The 22030-nt window shown below is 68.2% G+C and carries 17 protein-coding genes; 10 read left to right on the top strand and 7 right to left on the bottom strand.

Translation table 11 applies throughout. From position 1 onward, the window contains the following. Positions 1–21: 21 nt before the first annotated feature. Positions 22–1920, bottom strand: coding sequence for a molecular chaperone DnaK (gene dnaK / locus EJJ38_RS15605; RefSeq protein WP_127091033.1), 1899 nt, complete (start codon positions 1918–1920; stop codon positions 22–24). Between the two features lie 212 nt (positions 1921–2132). On the opposite strand from dnaK, the gene pncA reads away from it, so the two are divergent. Then, positions 2133–2795 (top strand): bifunctional nicotinamidase/pyrazinamidase, encoded by a 663-nt coding sequence (pncA, locus tag EJJ38_RS15600; protein WP_245454272.1) that lies wholly within the window; start codon positions 2133–2135, stop codon positions 2793–2795. 76 nt (positions 2796–2871) lie between these two features. On the opposite strand, the gene EJJ38_RS15595 is transcribed toward pncA, so the two are convergent. Next, complete coding sequence (locus EJJ38_RS15595; protein ID WP_127091032.1) at positions 2872–3240, bottom strand: DUF1236 domain-containing protein; 369 nt, start codon at positions 3238–3240, stop codon at positions 2872–2874. A 123-nt stretch (positions 3241–3363) separates the two neighbouring features. On the opposite strand from EJJ38_RS15595, the gene EJJ38_RS15590 reads away from it, so the two are divergent. From EJJ38_RS15590 to EJJ38_RS15570, 5 genes are all read left to right on the top strand, one after another. Continuing rightward, positions 3364–3981, top strand: coding sequence for an alpha-ketoglutarate-dependent dioxygenase AlkB (locus tag EJJ38_RS15590; protein WP_127091031.1), 618 nt, complete (start codon positions 3364–3366; stop codon positions 3979–3981). Between the two features lie 71 nt (positions 3982–4052). After that, positions 4053–4988: a hypothetical protein gene (locus tag EJJ38_RS15585; protein WP_127091030.1), complete on the top strand. Its 936-nt coding sequence runs from the start codon at positions 4053–4055 to the stop codon at positions 4986–4988. Positions 4989–5064: 76 nt separating this feature from the next. After that, on the top strand, positions 5065–5706 hold the full coding sequence (locus tag EJJ38_RS15580) for a DUF1007 family protein (RefSeq protein WP_127091029.1): 642 nt from the start codon (positions 5065–5067) through the stop codon (positions 5704–5706). After that, positions 5697–6689 carry a nickel/cobalt transporter gene (locus EJJ38_RS15575; protein WP_245454271.1) on the top strand — a complete coding sequence of 331 codons (993 nt, stop codon included), beginning with the start codon at positions 5697–5699 and terminating at the stop codon, positions 6687–6689. The genes EJJ38_RS15580 and EJJ38_RS15575 overlap by 10 nt, the downstream gene beginning before the upstream one ends. A gap of 172 nt (positions 6690–6861) precedes the next feature. Next, positions 6862–10341, top strand: coding sequence for an indolepyruvate ferredoxin oxidoreductase family protein (locus EJJ38_RS15570; protein ID WP_127091028.1), 3480 nt, complete (start codon positions 6862–6864; stop codon positions 10339–10341). Between the two features lie 40 nt (positions 10342–10381). On the opposite strand, the gene EJJ38_RS15565 is transcribed toward EJJ38_RS15570, so the two are convergent. The 4 genes from EJJ38_RS15565 to EJJ38_RS15550 form a co-directional block, all read right to left on the bottom strand. After that, positions 10382–11404, bottom strand: a complete 1023-nt coding sequence (locus tag EJJ38_RS15565; protein WP_127091027.1) for a peptidoglycan -binding protein — start codon at positions 11402–11404, stop codon at positions 10382–10384. 3 nt (positions 11405–11407) lie between these two features. Continuing rightward, positions 11408–12505: a flagellar motor protein MotA gene (locus EJJ38_RS15560; protein ID WP_127091026.1), complete on the bottom strand. Its 1098-nt coding sequence runs from the start codon at positions 12503–12505 to the stop codon at positions 11408–11410. 126 nt (positions 12506–12631) lie between these two features. Next, a complete protein-coding gene (locus EJJ38_RS15555; RefSeq protein ID WP_127091025.1) occupies positions 12632–14464 on the bottom strand; it encodes a M3 family oligoendopeptidase in 1833 nt (610 codons plus the stop codon). Between the two features lie 104 nt (positions 14465–14568). Then, positions 14569–15546, bottom strand: a complete 978-nt coding sequence (locus EJJ38_RS15550) for a quinone oxidoreductase family protein (RefSeq protein WP_127091024.1) — start codon at positions 15544–15546, stop codon at positions 14569–14571. A 77-nt stretch (positions 15547–15623) separates the two neighbouring features. On the opposite strand from EJJ38_RS15550, the gene EJJ38_RS15545 reads away from it, so the two are divergent. The 3 genes from EJJ38_RS15545 (at position 15624) to EJJ38_RS15535 (ending at position 19065) form a co-directional block, all read left to right on the top strand. Then, positions 15624–15944, top strand: coding sequence for an ArsR/SmtB family transcription factor (locus EJJ38_RS15545; RefSeq protein ID WP_245454270.1), 321 nt, complete (start codon positions 15624–15626; stop codon positions 15942–15944). A 170-nt stretch (positions 15945–16114) separates the two neighbouring features. Continuing rightward, a complete protein-coding gene (locus tag EJJ38_RS15540; RefSeq protein ID WP_127091023.1) occupies positions 16115–16780 on the top strand; it encodes a response regulator in 666 nt (221 codons plus the stop codon). A 137-nt stretch (positions 16781–16917) separates the two neighbouring features. Further along, complete coding sequence (locus tag EJJ38_RS15535) at positions 16918–19065, top strand: L,D-transpeptidase family protein (RefSeq protein ID WP_127091022.1); 2148 nt, start codon at positions 16918–16920, stop codon at positions 19063–19065. Positions 19066–19111: 46 nt separating this feature from the next. Here the strand turns inward: EJJ38_RS15535 and EJJ38_RS15530 are convergent, their stop codons facing one another. Further along, complete coding sequence (locus tag EJJ38_RS15530; protein WP_164738529.1) at positions 19112–20035, bottom strand: cation diffusion facilitator family transporter; 924 nt, start codon at positions 20033–20035, stop codon at positions 19112–19114. Positions 20036–20529: 494 nt separating this feature from the next. On the opposite strand from EJJ38_RS15530, the gene EJJ38_RS15525 reads away from it, so the two are divergent. Continuing rightward, complete coding sequence (locus tag EJJ38_RS15525) at positions 20530–21924, top strand: peptidoglycan L,D-endopeptidase MepK (protein ID WP_245454269.1); 1395 nt, start codon at positions 20530–20532, stop codon at positions 21922–21924. The last annotated feature ends 106 nt before the right edge of the window (positions 21925–22030 follow it).

The raw sequence follows: 22030 nt of genomic DNA, 5'->3' as shown, positions 1-22030 counted from the left end.
CGTCTCAACTCAGAGCCGGGATCAGGCCGACTTCTTCTTGTCGTCGTCCACCTCGGTGAACTCGGCATCCACCACGTCGTCGGCCTTCTGCTCCGCGCCGGCCTCGCCGCCGCCCTGCTGGGCCGCATACATGGCCTCGCCGAGCTTCAGGGACGCCTGGGCGAGAGCCTGGGTCTTGGCCTGGATGACTTCGGCATCGCCGCTCTCCAGGGTGGACTTCAACTCGTTGAGGGCCGCCTCGATGGCCCCCTTCTCCGCCGCGCCGACCTTGTCGCCATGCTCGGCAAGGGCCTTCTCGGTGGAGTGGACAAGCGCTTCACCGTGGTTCTTGGCTTCCGCCAGAGCGCGGCGCTTCTTGTCGTCGGCGGCGTGGGCCTCGGCGTCCTTGACCATCTTCTCGATGTCGGTGTCGTTGAGGCCGCCGGACGCCTGGATGCGGATCTGGTGTTCCTTGCCGGTGCCCTTGTCCTTCGCCGACACCTGGACGATGCCGTTGGCGTCGATGTCGAAGGTCACCTCGATCTGCGGCACGCCGCGCGGCGCGGGCGGGATCCCCAGGAGGTCGAACTGGCCGAGGATCTTGTTGTCCGCCGCCATCTCGCGCTCACCCTGGAAGACGCGGATGGTCACCGCATTCTGTCCATCTTCCGCCGTGGAGAACACCTGGCTCTTCTTGGTGGGGATGGTGGTGTTGCGGTCGATGAGGCGGGTGAACACGCCGCCCAGGGTCTCGATGCCCAGGGAAAGCGGGGTCACGTCCAGCAGCAGCACGTCCTTCACGTCGCCCTGAAGCACGCCCGCCTGGATGGCGGCGCCGATGGCGACCACTTCGTCCGGGTTGACGCCCTTGTGGGGCTCCTTGCCGAAGAACTGCTTCACCATCTCCTGGACCTTGGGCATGCGGGTCATGCCACCCACCAGCACCACTTCGTCGATCTGGCCGGCGGACAGGCCCGCATCCTTCAGCGCGAGCCGGCAGGGCTCCATGGTGCGCTGGATGAGGTCATCCACCAGCGCCTCGAACTTGGCGCGGGTGAGCTTCATGGTCAGGTGCTTCGGCCCGGAGGCGTCGGCGGTGATGAAGGGCAGGTTGATCTCGGTCTGGGTCGCGGACGACAGCTCGATCTTCGCCTTTTCGGCGGCCTCCTTGAGGCGCTGAAGGGCAAGCTTGTCGTTGCGCAGGTCGATGCCCTGCTCCTTCTTGAACTCGTCGGCCAGATAGGTGACGAGCCGCATGTCGAAGTCTTCGCCGCCCAGGAACGTGTCGCCGTTCGTGGACTTCACCTCGAACACGCCGTCGCCGATCTCCAGCACGGACACGTCGAAGGTGCCGCCGCCGAGGTCATAGACCGCGATGGTGCCGGCCGACTTCTTGTCGAGGCCGTAGGCGAGCGCGGCCGCCGTGGGCTCGTTGATGATGCGCAGCACTTCAAGGCCGGCGATCTTGCCCGCGTCCTTGGTGGCCTGGCGCTGGGCGTCGTTGAAGTAAGCGGGGACGGTGATGACCGCCTTTTCCACCTTCTCGCCCAGGAACGCCTCGGCGGTCTCCTTCATCTTCTGCAGGATGAAGGCGGAGATCTGCGAGGGCGAATATTTCTTGCCGTCCGACTCGACCCACGCATCGCCATTGTCGCCGCGCACGATCTTGTAGGGGACGAGCTTCTTGTCCTTCTCGACGGTGGGATCATCGAACCGGCGGCCGATGAGCCGCTTCACCGCGAAGAAGGTGCGCTCGGGATTGGTGACGCCCTGCCGCTTGGCGGGCTGGCCCACCAGGCGCTCGCCGTCTTCCGTGAAGGCGACGATGGAGGGCGTGGTGCGCGCGCCCTCGGCATTCTCCACCACCTTGGGGGAGGTGCCTTCCATGACGGCGACGCACGAATTGGTGGTGCCGAGGTCGATGCCGATAATCTTGGCCATGTACTTCTCCTTGTCGGCAGGCCGACCGGGCCTCATCAGCGCCCGTGAAAAGACCCCGCGAGCCCCTCCCGCGGTGATCTGCCGGCCCCCTTTGAATTGGGGTACGCCGCTCAACGCGACGTTCGTGGCGGATATAGGGGGGGTGCTTTGCCGCCGCAAGGCGTGCAGGATGCTCCCGCGCCTGTTTTTCAAACCTTCGCGAGGTCTTGGCGGTGCCCTTCTCCCGGCCTTTCTCCCCGCGTGTGGGGGCGGATCCCGGCACGGCTCTCGTGATCGTCGATCTGCAAGCGGACTTCCTCCCCGGCGGGCGCCTCGCCGTGCCGGACGGGCACGCCATCGTGCCCCTGGCCAACCGTCTCGCGGCATCCTTCCGCAACGTCATCCTCTCCCAGGACTGGCATCCGCCCGGCCATGTCTCCTTCGCCTCCTCCCATGCGGGCCGTGCGCCGTTCGACAGGATCGAGCTGGCCTACGGGCCGCAGGTGCTCTGGCCGGACCATTGCGTGCAGGGGAGCGCGGGCGCCGATTTCGCGCCGGGACTCCATGTGCCGCACGCCCAGTTGATCGTGCGCAAGGGCATCCATGCGGGGCTCGACAGCTATTCCACCTTCTATGAAGCGGACCGGGTGACGCCCACGGGCCTTACCGGCTTCCTGCGGGACCGGGGCATCGGCACGGTCTATCTGCTGGGGCTGGCCACGGATTTCTGCGTCGCCTGGTCGGCGGTGGACGCCGCCGGGCACGGTTTCGCGACCCATGTGATTGATGATGCTTGCCGGGCCATCGATGTGGGCGGCTCCCTGGCCGCCGCCCGCGCGGACATGGCGAACGCGGGTGTGCGGTTCGTGTCCAGTGGGGATATCGCGGAAGACTGAGGGAGAGGCTTGGGGGGAGGCTTGGCCTCGCCCCTGCCGGTGTCGTGCCGGGTGCCGTCAGCACCTGGAGTGAAGATTACCGGATGATCTGGATCACCCGCCGCGAGCCGGGCTCCACCAGCACCGTTCCATAATCGGGCGTCACCACATAGCGGTAGGACGGGGCATCGAAGCCGCCATAGTCGGCGGCGGTGCCGAAGGTGTTCAGCTCCACCGTGCCCGGAACCACGGAGCCCACGGTGGGCGCGTAGCCGGAGGGCAGCGTCACGGTGGTGGTGGTGGGCTGGCCCACCACATAGCGTTGCACCAGCACTTCCTGCTCGGGATTGACCAGCACATAGCCGGAAGGCTTGGCCACGATCACGGAGGTGGTCTGGGCGGCCGCCACGGTGGCGGCGAGGGTGAGGGCGATGGCGCCGAGGGCGCCGGTTCTGATAACCGTCATTGTCTGGTCTCCGTCCCCGTCCCATCCGGCAAAAAAACGCCAGCGCCCCCGCTTGCGTTCCCATTTGCCGCGCCGGGCATTTCGGACATGCTGGGCACGGGCGAATCCGGCGCGGAGACAGGCATGCAGAGGGTGGAGCTGGCTCCCGGTCTCATCTGGTGGCCCGGCTATCTGGACCGGGCGGCCCAGGAGGCGCTGCTGGCCGAAATTGAGGCCGCATTGGCGCTCGCGCCTTTGTTCACGCCCCGCATGCCGCGCACCGGCCAGCCCTTTTCCGTGCGCATGAGCAATTTCGGGCCTTTGGGCTGGGTCTCCGACGCGGCCGGCTATCGCTACCAGGGCTTCCACCCGGAGACCCGCGCGCCCTGGCCGCCTTTGCCGGCCAGCCTCGCTGCCGCCTGGCGCGCCTTGTCCGGACAGGAGGCATTGCCCGAAGCGGGGCTGATCAACTGGTATGCCCCCGACGCCCATATGGGGCTCCACCAGGACCGGGACGAGCAGGATTTCACGGCGCCCGTTCTCTCGCTCTCTTTGGGCGACACCGCCCTGTTCCGCTATGGCGGGACGGAGCGGCGCGCGCCCACCCGCTCCATCCGCCTCGCCTCGGGCGATGCGCTCCTCCTTTCGGGGGAAAGCCGCCTCGCCTTTCACGGCGTGGACCGCATCCTGCCGGGCACATCCACCCTGCTTTCAGAGCCGGGACGCTTCAATCTTACGCTGCGACGGGTGACGCCCCCGTGAGAACGGACGTTACGTCACGCTTCCGCCCCAATGCCCCGCAAGAGCGGTTCCATACGATCCAGGAGATGTTCATGCGCCTCGCGCTCGTTCTTGCCGCCGTGCTGCTGTCAACGGGCCTAGCCCGGGCCGCCGACGACGCCGTCTTCCCGCGCGGCGCGTCCGTGGGGCTGGTTCCGCCCGACGGCATGACCGAGAGCACCGCCTTCTCCGGCTTCGCGGATGCGGCCAAGGGCTCCGCCATCCTCATCGTGGAAATGCCGCCCCAGGCCTATGACCAGGTGGTGGCGGGCTTCACCGACGCGGCGCTGGCCACCAAGGGCATCCTGGTGGAGGAGCGCACCAGCCTGCCGCTGGGCGATGTGAAGAACACGCTTGTCACCGGCCGCCAGCATGCGGGCACCGTGGTGGCGCGCAAGTGGATCCTGGTGGCGGGCGCGCCCACCGCCACCGCGCTCGTGACCGTGCAGGAGCCTTCGGACGGCAGCGCCCCCATGTCCGACGAGGCGGTGCGCAAGACGCTGGAGACGCTCACCTTCCGCCAGCCGCCCTCGCCGGACGAGCAGGCGGGCAACCTGCCCTTCAAGCTGGAGAACCGGGCGGGCTTCCGGCTGGTGAAGGTGGTGGGCAACACCGCCGCCATCCTCACGGACGGCCCGAAGGACATGATCGAGGGCGCCGAGCAGGCGGTGTTCGTGGTGGGCGTCGGCCCGGGCGCCCCGCGCGAGGACGAGCGCCAGCAATTCGCCCTGCGGGCCTTCTCCTCGGTTCCGGGCGTGAAGGACGTGCGCATCGAGCGGGCGGAGCCGCTGCGCATCGGCGGCCAGCCGGGCTTCGAGATCCTGGCCAACGGCAAGGACATCGCCACCGGCGGTGACGTGAAGGTGGTGCAGTGGATCCGCTTCGGCCAGACCGCCTATATCCGCATGCTGGGCGTGGTGAAGAGCGCCGGCTTCCCGGATTATTATCCCCGCTTCCGCTCCATCCGCGACGGCGTGGCGGGCCATTGAGCGTGGCTTCCGGCGGGGCCGCCTTGGTTCCGCCGGACTGGCGCGGCATGTCCGGGAGCGTTCAACGGTGAAATCCATGGCGTCACGATTCGCTGCCCGCCTGCTGCTCGCATTTCTCGCCTGGGGCGCCGCCGCCGGGGTGGCCATGGCCCATCCCCATGTGTGGGTCACCATGAAGACGCAGGTGCTTTACGGCCCGGACGGCATGGTGACCGGCCTGAAGCAGGACTGGACCTTCGACGACGCCTTCACCGCCTTCGCCCTGCAAGGCCTGGAGCGCAACAAGGACGGCTCCTATCCCGACTCCGTGCTGAAGCCGCTCGCGGAGGTGAACGTCACCTCCCTGAAGGAGTACGATTATTTCGTGCGCGCCAAGACCGCGAAGTCGCAGGTGAAATTCAAGGATCCCACCGACTATTCGCTGACCTTCGAGAATGACGCGCTGACCCTGCATTTCGTGCTGCCGCTCGAAAAGCCGGTTCCCGCCAAGGGGCTGATGACCTTCGAGATCTTCGACCCCACCATGTTCGTCTCCTTCTCCTTCGCCGAGAAGGAGCCGGTGAGCCTCGGGGGCACGCCGGGCGCGTGCAGCTTCCAGGTGCTCGCCGCCAAGGGACCGGAAGCGGGGACGCTCACGGAGGACTTCTTCTCCAGCCTCACCTCCTCGTCCTCCTACGGCGCCCAGTTCGCCGACCGTATCCAGGTGAAGTGTCCTTGAGGCGCGGCGCCTGGGTCGGCCTTGCGCTGGGCCTGCTGGTCGCCGTCGCCTGCGCGGATGGCGCGCTGGCCCAGATGGCGGGGCAGGCGGGCGCCAAGACCACGCCCTTCGGCATGGGGGCGCCCGGCGCGGCCAGCGGCGGCTTCGTGGGCTTCATCCTCGCCAAGCAGAGCGAATTCTACCGCGCCCTCATCCAGGCGGTGCGCGCCGCCAAGACGGACGGGGCGGCGCTGCCGCTGCTGGCCGGGCTCTCCTTCGCCTATGGGGTGTTCCATGCGGCGGGGCCGGGCCACGGCAAGGCGGTCATCTCCTCCTACCTGCTGGCGGACGGGGGCACGCTGAAGCGCGGCATCGGCCTCGCCTTCGCCTCAGCTCTCGTCCAGGCGCTGGCGGCGATCCTGTTCGTGGGGCTCCTGGCTCTGGTTCTGGGCGCCACGGCCCGCACCATGGCGGATGCCATGAACATGGTGGAACTGGCCGCCTACGGCACAATCGCTTTGTTCGGCGCGTGGCTGGCCTTCCGGAAGGCGCGCAGTTTCCTCGCGGTGCTCATGGGATGGCCGGTGCCCGGCGGCCATGTGCACGGGCCGGATTGCGGCTGCATCGACAAGCACGCCCCCAACCCGCATCTGCTGGACGGGCCGGGCGGCTGGCGCCGGGCGACGGTGGCGGTGGTCTCGGCCGGTGCGCGGCCCTGCTCGGGCGCCATCCTGGTGCTCACCTTCGCCTTGTCCCAGGGCGTCTTGTGGAGCGGCGTGGCGTCCACCTTCGCCATGGCGGGGGGCACGGCGCTCACCGTCTCGGCCATCGCCATCCTGGCGGTCTACGGCAAGAGGCTGGCGGTGCGGCTGGCGGCGGCGGCCTCCGGTCGCGGGACGCTGCTGGTGCTCGGCCTGGAATTCCTGGCCGCCCTTCTGGTGCTGGGCTTCGGCCTCGCCTTGCTCACCGGCTACATGGCCAGCGAGCGTCTTCTGCCGGGTTAGGGCGCGTGCATCGCGGAAGGATTTCGGGTGCGTTGCACCAAAATTCGTCATGCCTCCTTTGCCGGCAATTTCCTTTCAGAAACCTTCGAAACAACGAAATTGCCGGGTGCCTCCGGTCATGTCAGGCTGTCTGGAATTGATGTAAGCGCAAAGCGCAATCCGGGAGGCGTCCATGGGACTGAAACCGGTCTCCCTCGACGACAAATACGACCTCGGCACCGAGCAGGTCTTCGTGTCGGGCACGCAGGCCCTTGTCCGCCTCGCCTTGATGCAGAAGGAGCGCGACCGTCGCGCCGGCCTCAACACGGCGGGCTATGTGACGGGCTATCGCGGCTCGCCGCTGGGTGGGCTCGACCAGCAATTCCTGCGGGCCGAAACGACGCTGAAGGCCAACGACGTCCTGTTCCAGAGCGGCCTCAACGAGGATCTCGCCGCCACCGCTTTGTGGGGTTCCCAGCAGGCGGAACTGCGGGGCGAGGGCCGGTTCGACGGCGTGTTCGGCCTCTGGTACGGCAAGGGGCCGGGCGTGGACCGCTCCGGCGACGTGTTCCGCCACGCCAACAATGCGGGCACTTCGAAACATGGCGGCGTCATCGCCCTCATGGGCGACGACCATACCTGCGAAAGCTCCACCACCGCCCACCAGAGCGAGTTCCATTTCGTCGATGTGATGATCCCCGTGCTGAACCCCGCCGGGGTGCAGGAGATCATCGATTACGGCCTCCATGCCTGGGCCCTCTCGCGCTTTTCGGGCGCCTGGGTGGGCCTGAAGGCGGTGAAGGACACCATCGAATCCACCGGCATCATCGATGGACGGCTGGACCGGGTGTCCATCGTCCTGCCGGATGATTTCACCATGCCCCCGGACGGGCTGAACATCCGCCTCGGCGACACGCCGCTCGCCCAGGAGGAACGGCTCCAGGAATATAAGCGCGACGCCATCCTGGCCTATCTGCGGGCCAACCGGCTGAACCGCATCATCACCTCCGGCGGCACCCGCCCGCGCATCGGCATCGCCACCGTGGGCAAGAGCTATCTGGACGTGCGCCTTGCCTTGGACGAACTGGGCATCGACGAGGTGCGCGCCAATGACCTGGGCATCCGCCTGTGGAAGGTGGCGTGCCCCTGGCCGCTGGACACGCAGGGACTGAAGGCGTTCGCCGAGGGCCTCGACCTGATCATGGTGGTGGAGGAGAAGCGCTCCCTCATCGAGGTGCAGGTGCGCGAGGAGCTGTACGGCACCGCCAACCAGCCGGTCTGCATCGGCAAGAAGGACGAAGAGGGCCGCTGGCTGTTCCCCGTGAAGGGCGCGCTGGACCCCAACGACATCGCCATCGCGCTGGGCAAGCGCCTGCTCGCTTATGGCGACCAGCCGGACATCGCCGAGCGCGTGGCGCGGCTGGAGGAAGCCCAGCGCGTGCTGGCCGCCACCGGGGACGTGGCCACCCGCATTCCCTATTTCTGCTCCGGCTGCCCCCACAACACCTCCACCAAGGTGCCCGAGGGCATGCGCGCCTATGCGGGCATCGGCTGCCATTACATGGTCCAGTGGATGGATCGGCAGACCGTGGGCTTCACCCAGATGGGCGGCGAGGGCGCCAACTGGATCGGCGAGGCGCCGTTCTCCAAGCGCGGCCATGTCTTCCAGAATCTGGGCGACGGCACCTACAACCATTCCGGCTATCTCGCGCTGCGCGCGTCCGTCGCGGCCAAGGTGAACGTCACCTACAAGATCCTGTTCAATGACGCGGTGGCCATGACCGGCGGCCAGCGCCATGACGGCACCCTCACCGTCCCCGTCATCGCCCGTCAGGTGGCGGCCGAGGGCGTGGAGCGGGTGGTGGTGGTCACCGACGAGCCCGGCAAATATGCCGCGGACACCCTCTGGCCCCCCGGCCTCACCATCCATCACCGGGACGATCTCGACGCCGTGCAGCGGGAGCTTGCCACGGTCCCCCGCGTCACCGCGCTCATCTATGACCAGACCTGCGCCTCCGAGAAGCGCCGCCGCCGCAAGCGCGGCGCCTTCCCGGACCCGGACCAGCGCGTCATCATCAATGAGCGGGTGTGCGAGGGCTGCGGCGATTGCGGCGTGAAGTCCAATTGCGTGTCCGTCCAGCCGCTGGAGACCGAGTGGGGCCGCAAGCGGGAGATCGACCAGTCCTCCTGCAACAAGGATTTTTCCTGTGTGAACGGCTTCTGTCCGTCCTTCGTCACCGTGCATGGGGCGAAGCCGAGGAAGAGCGCCGGCGCGGCCAAGGGGGCCGATGACTGGGGCCATATCCCCGAGCCCGCTCTGCCCGGCATCGAGGGCACGTACGGCATCATCGCCACCGGGGTGGGCGGCACGGGCGTGGTCACCATCGGCGCCATCCTCGGCATGGCGGCCCATCTGGAGGGCAAGGCCTGCGGCATGATCGACATGGCCGGGCTCGCCCAGAAGGGCGGGGCGGTCTATTCGCACATCCGCATCGCCCAGACCCCCGAGGACATCACGGCCATCCGCATTCCCGCGCGCGGGGCGGACCTGATCCTGGGCGGCGACCTCGTGGTGGCGGGCACCAAGAAGGTGCTCACCGCCGTGAAGCCCGGCAAGAGCGTGTTCGTGGTGAACACCCACGAAGTGGCGCCGGGCGATTTCACCCGCAACGCGGACTATTCCCTGCCCGCCGCGCGGCTGAAGCGCGCCGTCATCGAGGCGGTGGGCGCCTCGAACGCCCATCTCATCGAGGCGAGCCGCCTTGCCACGGCTTTGTTCGGCAATTCGCTGGCGCAGAACATCTTCATGGTGGGCTATGCCTACCAGTTCGGCGCCCTGCCGCTCTCCGCCGAGGCCATCCTGAAGGCCATCGAGCTGAACGGCGAGGCGGTCGCCATGAACCAGGCCGCCTTCCTCTGGGGCCGCCGCGCCGCCCATGATCCGGCCCGCGTGGAAGCCCTGATCGGCCCCGCCACAGCGGCCACCGATGCTCGGCGCCTGTCGGAGGGCCTGGAGGAGATGATCGCCCGCCGCATCGCCTCCCTCACCGCCTATCAGAGCGCCCGCTATGCCCGGCGCTATGCGGTGCTCGTGGAGAAGGTGCGCGCCGCCGAGGCCGAGAAGGCCCCCGGCCGCACCGGCCTTACCGAGGCGGTGGCGCGCAATCTCTACAAGCTCATGGCCTATAAGGATGAGTATGAGGTGGCGCGGCTGTTCTCGGACGGCGAATTCCTGAAGCAGGTGGACGCCGCCTTCGAGGGCGATCTCTCCTTCGAGTTCCACCTCGCCCCGCCGTTTCTGGCGCGCGGCAAGGACGGGGCGGAGCCGAAGAAGCGCCGCTTCGGGCCGCGCATGATGAAGCTGTTCACCGCCCTTGCGAAGTTCAAGGCGCTGCGCGGCACCCCGCTGGACGTGTTCGGCTATACCGCCGAGCGGCGCACGGAGCGGGGGCTGATCACGGATTATGTGGCGCTGGTGAATGAGATAATCGGCGCGCTGACCCTCAGGAACCACGCCTATGGTGTCGCGCTCGCCTCCATCCCGGAGAAGATCCGCGGCTATGGCCCGGTGAAGGAGCGCCACCTGACGGCGGCCAAGGCGGAGGAGGCGGACCTCCTCGCCCGCTTCCGCAACCCGCCCACGGCTCCGGTGGAGGCGCAGGCGGCGGAATAAAGGGGGAGCAGGGCTCCCCCTCTGGCTCGGGATCGGCGCCTCAGCGCTCGGTCAGCTTCAGCTCGATGCGCCGGTTGCGGGAGAGGGCGTCTTCCGAGGTGCCCGTATCCATGGGCTGGTATTCGCCGAAGCCGGCGGCGATGAGGTGCTGGGGCTGGACGCCCTTGCTGATGAGATATTGCACCACGGCGATGGCGCGCGCGGCTGATAATTCCCAGTTGGAGGGGAATTGCGGCGTGGAGATGGGGCGCGAATCCGTGTGCCCGTCCACCCGGATGGCCCAGGAAATGTCCGGCGGAATCTGCTTCTCCAGCTCCAATATGGCGCTGGCGAGCTGGTCCAAAGCGGCCAGGGCCTCGGGGCGGGGGGTGGCCAAGCCCCGGTCGAAGAAGAGTTCCGACTGGAACACGAAGCGGTCGCCGACGATGCGGATGTCCGGCCGGTTGCCCAGGATATCGCGCAGGCGGCCGAAGAATTCGGAGCGGAAGCGGCTCAGTTCCTGAACCCGCTGAGCCAGCGCCACATTCAACCGCCGCCCGAGATCGGCGATCTTGGACTGGCTCTCCTGGTCGCGCTTTTCCGAGACGTTGAGCGCCTCCTCCAGCGCGGCCATCTGGCGCCGCAAGGCGAGGATCTGCTGGTTCAGGATCTCGATCTGGGCGATGGCGCGGGCGGCCGCGTCCTTCTGCATGTCCAGTTCGCGCGACAATCCCTGTTCGCGGGACGGATCCGGCGCTGCGGGCGCTGCGGCGCCCGCCTGCCCGCGCAGCCGGTCGCGCTCCACCTCCAGGGCCGCGAGCGAGGCGCGCAGCGCGCTCACCTCCCCTTCCGCATTCTGGCTGGAGGCGCGTTCTAGGGAGAGCAGCTCGGTCAATTGGCGGATCTGCGCCTGGAGACGCTGGAGCACATTGTCCTTGCCGGTCATTTCCTGCGTGAGGAAGAACTGCGTGATCATGAAGACCGACAGCAGGAAGATGAAGACCAGCAGCAGCGTGGAGAGCGCATCGACGAAGCCGGGCCAATAGTCGATGGTGCGTTCGCGCCCGCGCCGTCCCAGGGCCATGGGTCAGCTCCCGCGCGGGTCGGGGGCGCCGGTCTCCGCCTCCAGCCCGTCAATGCTGCGGTCGAGCCGGTCCACGATGCGGCGCAGCTCTTCCTGCTGGGCGGCCTGAACCTCCACCATCTGCTTCAAGAGCGCCTGCTCGGAGCGCATATGCGTGACGAGGCCCTGGAGGCTTTCGGCCAGATGCGCCATGGCGCTGGTGACGCGCTGGGTGCCCGCCTCCGCCATGGTCTTGTCCAGCCGGTTGATGGCCTCCACCAGGGGGCCGGTCTCCAGCGGGGGCGGCGGGGGCAAGGCGAGGGGGGCGGGAGCGGCTTCCACCGCGGCCACCGGCTCCGCATAGCGCATCTGCGGCGGGACGGGATGGGCGGTGTAGGTCTCGCCGATATCGCGCACGGTGGTGGAGAGCCAGTCCTCCAGGTCCGTATAGAAGCGGTTCTGCGCCTGCCCCGCCTGCAGGTCGAGGAAGCCCAGCACCAGCGAGCCGGCAAGGCCGAACAGCGAGGACGAGAACGAGATGCCCATGCCGCCCAGCGGCGCGGCGAGGCCCCTCTTGATCTCCTCGAACACCGAGCCGGAATCCGGCCGGATCTCCAGCGCGCCGATGACGTTGCCGATGGAGGAGACGGTCTCCAGAAGGCCCCAGAAGGTGCCGAGCAGGCCGAGGAAGACCAGCAGGCCCGTGAGATAGCGCGCCGTGTCGCGCGCCTCGTCCAGGCGCGTGCCGATGGAATCCAGGATGGACCGCATGGTCGTCTGGGAAATGGACATGCGCCCGGTCCGGTCGCCCAGCAGCGCCGCCATGGGCGCCAGCAAGGTGGGCGCCCGCGATACGGCGAGGCCCGGATCGGACAGGCGGAAGGAGTTCACCCATTCCACCTCGGGAAACAGCCGCGCCACCTGCCGCAGCGCCAGCACGATGCCAATGGCCAGCACGCCGAAGATCACGCCGTTGAGGCCGGGATTGTGCAGGAAGGCGTCCGCGATCTGTCGATAGAGCACCGAGGTGAGCGCGATGCACAGCCCCAGAAAGACGATCATCCGGACGAGAAAGATGCGCGGCGAGGAGACCTTGATGAATGGATCGACGATGCGCGCCATGTTCGCTCCCGCGGGTCCCTTCCCGGAGACGGACTATGGCATACACGCGGGCGAATGACACCCGCATGGGATCGGATGAGGCGGAACGCGCCGCCCCATCCCCTGGCTATCGCGTCTCTCAGGCGGTCACGCCGCTTCCATCTGCTCCAGTTCGGTGATCATGCTGTCGATGAGCGTGAGGCCGGTCTGCCAGAAGGCCGGGTCGCGGGCGTCGAGGCCGAAGGGGGCCAGAAGCTCCGCATGGTGCTTGGTGCCGCCCGCCGCCAGCATGTCCAGATAGCGCTCCGCGAACCCGTCCGACGCCTTCTGGTAGACCGCATAGAGCGAGTTCACGAGGCAGTCGCCGAAGGCATAGGCGTAGACATAGAAGGGCGAGTGGATGAAGTGGGGGATATAGGCCCAGAAGGTCTCATAGCCCGCGCTGAGATGGATGGCCGGTCCCAGGCTCTCGGTCTGCACCTGCATCCACAGGCCGTTCACCTGGTCGGCGGTCAGTTCGCCCTTGCGCCGCTCGGTGTGGACGAGGCGCTCGAAGGAATAGAAGGCGGTCTGGCGCACCACCGTGTTGATCATGTCCTCCACCTTCTGGGCGAGCATGATCTTGCGGGCCTGGGGCGTCTCGGCCTTGGCCAGCAGGCGGCGGAAGGTGAGCATTTCGCCGAACACGGAGGCGGTTTCCGCCAGCGTGAGCGGGGTCGGCGCCATGAGCGCGCCCTGGCGGCCGGCCAGCACCTGGTGCACGCCGTGGCCCAGTTCATGGGCCAGCGTCATCACGTCGCGCGGCTTGCCCTGGTAGTTCAGCAGCACATAAGGGTGCGCGGAGGGCACGGTGGGGTGCGCGAAGGCGCCGGGCGACTTGCCGGGGCGCACCGGCGCGTCGATCCAGTTCTTGTCGAAGAAGGTGCGGGCGATGTCCGCCATGCGGGGCGAGAAGGTGCCGTAGGCGCCGAGCACCGTGTCGCGCGCCTCGCCCCAGCCGATGTCGCGGCTTTCCACCTTGGGCAGCGGGGCGTTGCGGTCCCAGAATTCCAGCGCGTCCTTGCCGAACCAGCGGGCTTTCAGCGCGTAATAGCGGTGGGACAGGCGCGGGAAGGAGGCGCGGATGGCGCTCACCATGGCGTCCACCACTTCCGGCTCCACCCGGTTCGCCAGATGGCGCGAGGCGGCCACGTCCGTGAAGCCGCGCCAGCGGTCGGAGATTTCCTTGTCCTTCGCCAGCGTGTTGGTGATGAGGGTGAACAGGCGGATATTCTTGCCGAACACCTCCGCCAGCGCCTGCCCCGCCGCCTTGCGGACCTCTTCCTTGGGGTCCTGCATGAGGTTCAGGGTGGGCTCGATGGCCAGTTCCTGCCCGTTCACGGGGAAGCGCAGGCTCGACATGGTCTCGTCGAACAGGCGGCTCCAGGCCCCGCGCGAGGGGTTCGACTTCTCGTGGAACAGCTGCTCGATCTTGTCGTCCAACTGATAGGGCTTGTCCCTGCGCAGGTCTTCCACCCAGGGGCGGTAATGGCCGAGCGCGGGCGCCGCCAAGGCGGCTTCCAGCGCCGCATCGTCCAGCCGGTTCAGCTCCAGCGTGAAGAACAGGAGATGGGTGGAGACGTCGGTGAGGCGCTCCTGGATGTCGCCATAGAATTTGGCGCGGACCGGATCGGACGTGTCGCCCGCATAAACGAGGCTGCCATAGGAAGCGATGCGCCCCAGCAGGTCGTCGATCTCCTCATAGGCCCGCACGGCCACGCCCAGCGTCTCGCCCGCATCGGGGGCGGCCAGAAGCTCGGCGAGCTTGCCCTTATAGGTGTCCTCGAAGGACTTGCAGAGCGCGTCCGCCTTTTCGAGGTCGGCGGCGAGGGCGGGCGAATCCATCGCGGGATAGAGGTCCGCGAGATTCCATTCGGGCAGCAGGTCGGCCTTGGCGGGCGCGGTGGCAAGATCAGCTGCAAACGTCATGGAAACGGGCATGGGACCTCCGACGGGAGCGGTACGAACCGTATGGCTCCTTATCTAGAGTGCCGCAGGGCCGGAGGGAAGGCGCGCCGAGAGCGGGCCGCCCTCCCTCGGGACCATCAGGGGATAATCAGGAGGGTGCCGGTGACGCGCCGCTCCTCCGCCGCGCGGTGAACCTCCGCGATGTCGTCCAGCGCAAAGCGCGCGCCGATATCCACGCTCACATGCCCGCGCGCCACCGCGTCGAAGAGATCGGCCGCATTGGCGCGGAAGGTGGCGGGGTCGGCGTTGTGCGGGAAGACAGAGGGGCGGGTGAGGAACAGGCAGCCCTTCTTGTTCAACAGTTCGGGATCGATGGCGGGGGACTTGCCGGACGCCGCGCCATAGGAGACCACAAGGCCGAACGGGGCGGCGCAATCCAGCGAGCGTAGCAGCGTGTCCTTGCCCACCGCGTCATAGACCACCCGCGCCTTCTGCCCGGCCGCCGCGACGAAGTTTTCCGGCCAGGCCGGGTCGTTGAGGTCCAGCACCTCCCGGCAGCCCGTCGCCAAAGCGGCCGCGCGCTTTTCCGGCGAGCCGGTGGTGCCATAGACCTTCGCGCCGAGCGCGGTGGCCCAGCGGGAGAGAATCTGCCCGACGCCCCCCGCCGCCGAATGGACCAGCAGCACATCGCCCGGCACCACATGGTGGGTGCGGCGGACGAGATATTGCGCGGTCATGCCCTTGAACAGGAGGCTTGCCGCCATCTCGTCGCTGATGGCGTCGGGCAGCGTCACGAGCTTGTCGGCGGGCACGTTGCGGCGCTCCGCATAGGCGCCGACGCCCGCATGCATATAGGCGACGCGATCGCCCACCTTGGGCGACACGACGCTGGCGCCCACCGCCTCCACCACACCTGCCGCCTCGAAGCCGAGGCCGGTGGGCAAGGGCAGGGGATAGACCCCTTGTCGCTGGTAGATGTCGATGAAGTTGAAGCCGATGGCGGTCTGGCGCACCTGGGCCTTGCCGGGCCCGGGCGCCGGAACGTCCCGCGTCACCACCTTCAGAACCTCCGGGCCGCCGAAGCCCTCCAGCTCGACCACGCGGCTTGCCGTCATGCTGCTTCTCCCTTTATCGCTGGTGGAAGTGATAGTCAGGGAAAGGTACGATGTAAATCGTACCTAAGAGACAAGGCGTGACTGCAGAGCTGCCGCACCCCGAGATGGACACGCTGGAGATCGGCACTCTCTTTGCCGCTCTGGCCGATCCCACGCGGCTGCGGATCGTCCTGGCGCTCATGGCCGAGCGCAATTGCGTGCGCCTGTGCGGCACATTCGATCTGCCGGTGGCGAAGGCCACGCGCACCCATCATTTTCGCGTGCTGCGTGAGGCCGGGCTGATCCGGCAGGTGGATCTCGGCAACGGACGGACCAACGAATTGCGCTGGGACGATCTGGAGCGCCGTTTCCCCGATCTGGTGCGGCTGCTGGCTGCGGAAGCCGCGGCGCGCGCATAGAGCCTGATCCCCTCAGGGTGATCAACCCGAGGGGTGAATCAGCCTCCAACTCATCGGGGCGGGGCGATCACTCTTTAAGAAGCGGGAGGAACGAGGCTTTTGCCGGACCTCCTCAGACTCTCTTAACCATCACCGCACAAGCTTGGGGAATCAGCCGAGTGCGGAGTCCCATGAGCGCGCGTATTCTCGTTGTCGAAGACGATCCGCTGGAAGCGGACCGTCTCCTCTCCGCCCTGGCCTGCCTCGGCCATTCCTGCGTTTTGGCCGTGGATGGCGACGATGCCCTCCGGCGGCTGGAAGGCGAACCCTTCGACGCGGTTCTGCTGGACCTCGTCCTGCCGGGGCTCGACGGCATGGGCGTGCTGCGCGCCATGCAGGCGCGCGGCCTGTGCGTGCCGGTGGTGGCGGCCGTCACCCATTCCGGCGTGGACGCCGTCGATTCGGCGCTGAATGCCGGCGCGCGGGATTTCGTGGTGAAGCCCGCGGGCGCCCTGCGCCTGAAGGTCTCCATCGCCAATGCCCTCGCCTTCGGGCGCATCGCCCGCGAGGGCGTCGAGCCGTCCCGCGCGGACAATGTCATCGCCTTTCCCGCTGTGCCGGAACTGGCCCCCGAGCCGGAGGCGAACCTGCCTCTGCTCGACCGTAGCGGCCATGCCCGATCCCTGGCGCAGCTTGAGCGGGACGTGATCGCGGCGGCGGTCTCCCTTTATGGCGGGCGCATGAGCGAGGTGGCCCGGCGCCTGGGCATCGGCCGTTCCACTTTGTACCGCCGGCTCGGCGAACTCGGCCTGTCTTTCGGGGAACCTGTGGCTGAGCTTTCCGTTGCCGCAGAGTGACTGCGGCGAAAAAAGGCGTGCGCGCCTGCGCTTGTGAGTTGAAGCGTCCCGCCGCCGGTGCAAGCTCGGCCGGAAGGGGTGGGTGAGGAATCGGGCGGTGGACCCTGCAATCAGGGCGCCGCGGAGGGAGTGTCCATATGGCCGGTAATGGCAAGAAGGCTCTTTATGTCGTGGCCGCCCTCGCCTCCAGCGCCGTGCTGGCGGTGGCGCAGCCGAACACGGAGCCGGTGACCGGATATGCCGGTATGGGCACGGCCGATTCCGCTCAGCCCCGTGCGGGTGACAGTGCCCCGCGCCACCTGACCGGCGAAGCCCCGCACCCCGGCGACACGGCGGGCCAGCCGGGCGCATCCGGCGAGCGGGTCTCCAATAGCTCGGCGGAGCCTGCCGCCCCCACGTCCCAGGCCGCGCCTGTCGAAGCCGCCGCTCCGGCTACTGCCCCCGCTGCCGCCGCCGCTTCCGAGGCGGCCCCTGCCGCTCCGGTCACCGCCGAGCTTCCGCCCGAGCCCGCATCGCCCACCGGGCTAGATGCCGCGCCCGCGGCGCCCGTCGCCGTCACCGTGGAACTGCCGGCCGCTCCGGCTGCGCCCACGGGCCTCGATGCCGCGCCCAAGGTCGCCGAGCCCAAGCTCGCGGAACCCGCGCAGCCCAAGGCCGAGCCGTCCTCTGCGGCTGCTCCTGTTTCTCCCGCCCCCGCGCCGGTGCGCGCGGCGGAGCCGGCCGCTCCCGTCGCGCCCGCCGATCCGCTGGCGGGCATCTCCCAGGCGCTGGCGCGCCAGCTGGCGGTGCCCACCACCGGCAAGGACCAGGAGGCCATCGCCGCCTTCTACGGCGCCCGTGCCGATGCGCCCGTCTTCGTGGACCAGAAGGGCCTGACTGCGCGCGGCAAGGCGATCATCGCGCGCTTCTCGGCCGCCGGGGAGGACGGGCTCGAACCCTCCGACTACAAGCTGCCCAAGATCACCGGCACCGATCCCGACCAGCTCGCCCAGGCGGAGCTGCGGCTCGCCGCCAGCGCGCTGGTCTATGCCCGCCACGCCCAGGCGGGACGGTTCGATCCCTCGCGGGTCTCGTCCGGCGTGACGCCCACCCGCAGCTTCCCCGACCAGCTGAGCGTGCTGAACGCGCTGGCCACCGCGTCCGACGCCAGCGCCGCGCTCGCCGCCTACAATCCGCCCCATGCGGGCTATGCGGCGCTGAAGGCGAAGCTGGCGGAAGCGCAGACCCCGGCGAAGGCCGGCACCAAGCGCCTGCCCTTCATTCCCGACGGCATGCGCATCCGCCCCGGCGAGGTGGACGTGCGCGTGCCGCTGCTGCGCGAGCGCCTGGGCCTTGCGCCGAGCCAGGCCGAGAATGACCGCATCTATGACGCCCCGGTGGTGGAGGCGGTGCGCCTCTTCCAGATGACCGGCGGCCTGGAGGCGGACGGCGTGGTGGGCGCCGGCACGCTGGCCGCCCTCAACGCCATCGCCGCCCCGCGCGACCGCACGTCCCAGATCATCGCCAATATGGAGCGCTGGCGCTGGCTGCCGCGGGATCTCGGCCAGGCCCATGTGATGGTGAACATCCCCGAATACATGGTCCGCATCGTCGATAACGGCCGGGTCATCCATGACACGCGCGTGGTGGTGGGCAAGCCGGAGACGCCCACCCCGCTGCTCACCCACGACATGGAATATGTGGTGGTGAACCCCTCCTGGAACGTGCCGCCCAGCATCGCCCGCAAGGAGATGCTGCCGAACCTCCAGCGCGATCCCTATTATCTCGCCCGCCAGGGCATCACCATCGAGCGCGGCGGGCGCGCGGTGGATCCCGGCTCGGTGAACTGGGCGGCCGGGCTCGGCGGCTATTCCTTCCGCCAGCCGCCGGGCGAGCGCAACGCGCTCGGGCGCATCAAGTTCATGTTCCCGAACCAGCACTCGGTCTATCTGCACGACACGTCCTCGCGCAGCCTGTTCGCCAATGAGCGCCGCGCCTACAGCCATGGCTGCGTGCGCGTGCAGGACCCGCTGTCGTTCGGGGAGGTGGTGTTCTCCCTGGGCATGCCCAATGACGGTTGGACCGAGCAGAAGATCGGCGCCATGTTCGGCGGCAAGGAGCGCTACATCAACCTGAAGCGCCACATCCCGGTCCATCTGGTCTATTTCACCGCCTTCACGGACCCGACCGGCCGCTTCGTCAGCCGCCCGGACCTCTACGGCATCGACGCCAAGGTGGAGGAATTGCTGGGGCTCGACGGCCCGCAGCACGTCGCCTCCAGCAAGCCGCGCACCGCCACGCGCTGATCGCGGTTGGCGCGGCCGCGCCCGGTGAGGGGCGGCCGCGTGCCGCCTATTCCGCCCATTCCGGGTCGGCGGTGAAGGCGATGGTGAGCCAGCGGTCCGGCCCCTCATCGCCGATCTCGTCGCCGATCTGGTCCCGGAGGCGGTCCCAGAACTCCACGGGCTGCGCGGGCAGACCGGGCGGCACGATGAAATAGATCTCGATCTGCTTCGCCCGGCCCACCTTGGCGATATAGGTGCGGTAGGAGAGGAAGCCATGCCGCTTCACCGCCTCCGCCGCCACCGCCCGCACATGGTCGGTGAGATCGCGCGGGGCGATGAGCAGGATATCCGCCAGCGCCTGGCGCACCGTGCGGATGGGCAGCGGGATGATGACCAGCGAGACCAGCCCCAGCACCGCCGGGTCCAGATAGGGCCGGATCCAGGCGAACTGCGTGCCGTCCACCGCCGCGCCCAGGCTGAAGGCGATGAGCAGCGCCGCCGTGATGCCGCCCGACATCATCCAGGCCTTGGCGTCCAGCGCCAGGAAGTCCGAGCGCAGCGTGCGGTTGGCACGGGTGGCGTAGATGGCCATGGCGATGCAGGCGCAGAGCGTCACCACCGCATAGATGATGGCGAAGTCGAATTTCAGCTCGTGCCCGCCATGCATGATGGAGAGCGCCGCATTGATGAGGCCGTAGATGGACACCATCATCAGCAGCGTGCCGTTGAGCCCCAGCACGATGGGCTCCAGATGCCAGAAGCCGGTGGAGAAGCGCGCCCGCAGCCGCCCGCCAGCTTCCCGCGAATGGCCGTAGCCATCGATGAGCCGCGCCACGGTGAGCGCCAGGAGGCTCATGGAGGCATCCGCCAGCGCATAGACGCCGTCGAAGGTGATGGAGAAGGAGGAGGACAGGATTCCGAACCCGATGCCGAACATCGCGACGGCCACCGTCACCAGGATTGAGAGCCTCAGGACGCTCTGTTCCGTCATCTTCGCCTCGCCTCCTTGGTACGGCATGGGTCCGGTAGGTGGCCCATCCCCGCGTCGTCTCTGTGACATCCCGTCGCTTGTTATCGGGTTTTGCCGCCCGTGATTGTGGACAGCACGCGGCAAAACCCCGTCTGCCTGTTGGCAAGAGGCTGTGTTGCGTTCATGGTTAAGGCTCTGTTAAGGCTTGCCTGTGGCTTTCTTGACACGGTCGGTCAGCACGTTTTCGCCATACTCTGTTTCTAGTCACACAAGCGTGAGCGACGGACGGCCTCTTGGCCCGCCCGTTGGCGAAGGGGGAAGCAGGGCGTCAACACGCCCTTAACCGAACCCGGCAAGACTCTGTTGAGCTTCACGCCGCGCGCCGTCATCAGTGCGCGGCAGAATTAGACCTGAGCCCCGGGTTCGCGACATTGCCCCAGCTTCCCCGTGTACCCGCCTTCCTCCGCACGCTGGCCGCAAGCCGGCGGTGCCAGGCGGTTTTCGCAGCCCTTGCCGTGGTCCTCACCGGGACCTCCTCGCTTCAGAACGCGGTGGCCAACGGCGACACGCGCACCCTCACCATCGAATTCGTCCATACCGGCGAAAGCGGCTCCTTCACCTTCAAGCGTGACGGCCGCTACGACCAGGAGGTCATCAAGAAGCTGAGCTGGCTGCTGCGCGACTGGCGCAAGTCCGAGCCCACCGAGATGGCCCCCGAACTGTTCGATCTGGTTTGGGAGGTCTATCGCGACGTGGACGCGAAGGACGGCATCAAGGCGCTGTCCGGCTACCGCTCGCCCTCCACCAACGCCATGCTGAGGTCCCGGTCCAAGGCTGTGGCCGAGCAGAGCCAGCATACGCGCGGCCGGGCCATGGACTTCTACATGCCGGGCGTAAGCCTCTCCGCCGTCCGCGTGGCGGGCCTGCAGATGCAGCGCGGCGGCGTGGGTTTCTATCCGGGCAATAATTTCGTCCATCTGGACACCGGCTCCATCCGCCACTGGCCGCGCATGACCCACGACCAATTGGTCCGGGTCTTCCCCGACGAGAAGACCGTGCACGTTCCCTCCAACGGCAAGCCGCTGGCGCGCTATGAGGAGGCGCTGGCGGAGCTGGAAGGCAGCCGCCGCACCGTGGAGGTAGCGTCCAACGATGCGGGTGAAGGCATACGCAAGTTCTTCGCCAGCCTGTTCAGCTTCAAGAAGTCGGTGGACGAGGAAGAAGAGGGCGCGCCGGACGAGGAGGCCGCTCCCCAGGTGGCGTCCCGCTCCAAGCCTGCCACGGCCAAGCCCACCCAGGTTGCGGCGGCAGACATGCCGTCGTCCGCCTCCGTCCGTCAGGCATCCCTCGCGCCGTCCGTCACGAGCCTTGCCGCCGCGCCGCTGCCCACCGCCCGCCCGGCGGAGATCGCAGCGGCCATCGTGGCCACCCAGGCCGTGGTGGCGCCGCTCACCAACGTTCCGCTCCCGCTGCGCCGTCCGATGGACCCGGTGGTCACCGCCAGCCTCGGCCCCGTGCCGCTGCCCGCCGTCATCACCCGTGGCACCCAGGAACAGTCGCCCGAGGCGCTGCTCTCCTACGCTCCGGCGGTGGCGGATCTCGATCCCGGCCGCCCGCTCACCCAGTCCATGGTGGCCGCGCCCGCGCTCCAGCGCCAGAAGAGCAAGGACATTCCCTTCGGCCGCCTGTTCGTCGGTCCCGCTTTGGCGGGCGAGACCTTCATGCGCCTGCCGGAGCTTCGGGCCTTCGCCAGCTTCATGGCGCCGCCCAAGGTGGCGGTGGCCAACGGCTTCTCGGCGGATCCCACCGCCGGGCTCTCCACCACGCGCTTTTCCGGCGAGGCCATGGCCAATGTGCCGGTCTATGTGTTCGCCCCGTCCAATGTGCGGGTGACCCAGCGGGTGCGATAAAGGCGGCCGACGCACGCGGCTTTTGCGCCATCCCGCCCTTTTCTTCCCGGTTCTTCGGCCAAATTGACGGTTACGGCCATGGGCAGCCTGCGAGGCTGCCCATGGC

The organism is Aquabacter cavernae, assembly GCF_003993795.1.
Lineage (GTDB): Bacteria > Pseudomonadota > Alphaproteobacteria > Rhizobiales > Xanthobacteraceae > Aquabacter > Aquabacter cavernae.
The sequence above is the reverse complement of the archived record's forward strand: the minus strand, read 5'-3'. Positions and strand labels throughout refer to the sequence as shown.

What these genes read in the sequence shown, in the direction of transcription:
- dnaK (WP_127091033.1), bottom strand. Translation starts at nt 1,920, where the DNA reads ATGGCCAAGATTATCGGCATCGACCTCGGCACCACCAATTCGTGCGTC.
- EJJ38_RS15595 (WP_127091032.1), bottom strand. Translation starts at nt 3,240, where the DNA reads ATGACGGTTATCAGAACCGGCGCCCTCGGCGCCATCGCCCTCACCCTC.
- EJJ38_RS15590 (WP_127091031.1), top strand. Translation starts at nt 3,364, where the DNA reads ATGCAGAGGGTGGAGCTGGCTCCCGGTCTCATCTGGTGGCCCGGCTAT.
- EJJ38_RS15585 (WP_127091030.1), top strand. Translation starts at nt 4,053, where the DNA reads ATGCGCCTCGCGCTCGTTCTTGCCGCCGTGCTGCTGTCAACGGGCCTA.
- EJJ38_RS15580 (WP_127091029.1), top strand. Translation starts at nt 5,065, where the DNA reads ATGGCGTCACGATTCGCTGCCCGCCTGCTGCTCGCATTTCTCGCCTGG.
- EJJ38_RS15570 (WP_127091028.1), top strand. Translation starts at nt 6,862, where the DNA reads ATGGGACTGAAACCGGTCTCCCTCGACGACAAATACGACCTCGGCACC.
- EJJ38_RS15565 (WP_127091027.1), bottom strand. Translation starts at nt 11,404, where the DNA reads ATGGCCCTGGGACGGCGCGGGCGCGAACGCACCATCGACTATTGGCCC.
- EJJ38_RS15560 (WP_127091026.1), bottom strand. Translation starts at nt 12,505, where the DNA reads ATGGCGCGCATCGTCGATCCATTCATCAAGGTCTCCTCGCCGCGCATC.
- EJJ38_RS15555 (WP_127091025.1), bottom strand. Translation starts at nt 14,464, where the DNA reads ATGCCCGTTTCCATGACGTTTGCAGCTGATCTTGCCACCGCGCCCGCC.
- EJJ38_RS15550 (WP_127091024.1), bottom strand. Translation starts at nt 15,546, where the DNA reads ATGACGGCAAGCCGCGTGGTCGAGCTGGAGGGCTTCGGCGGCCCGGAG.
- EJJ38_RS15540 (WP_127091023.1), top strand. Translation starts at nt 16,115, where the DNA reads ATGAGCGCGCGTATTCTCGTTGTCGAAGACGATCCGCTGGAAGCGGAC.
- EJJ38_RS15535 (WP_127091022.1), top strand. Translation starts at nt 16,918, where the DNA reads ATGGCCGGTAATGGCAAGAAGGCTCTTTATGTCGTGGCCGCCCTCGCC.
- EJJ38_RS15530 (WP_164738529.1), bottom strand. Translation starts at nt 20,035, where the DNA reads ATGACGGAACAGAGCGTCCTGAGGCTCTCAATCCTGGTGACGGTGGCC.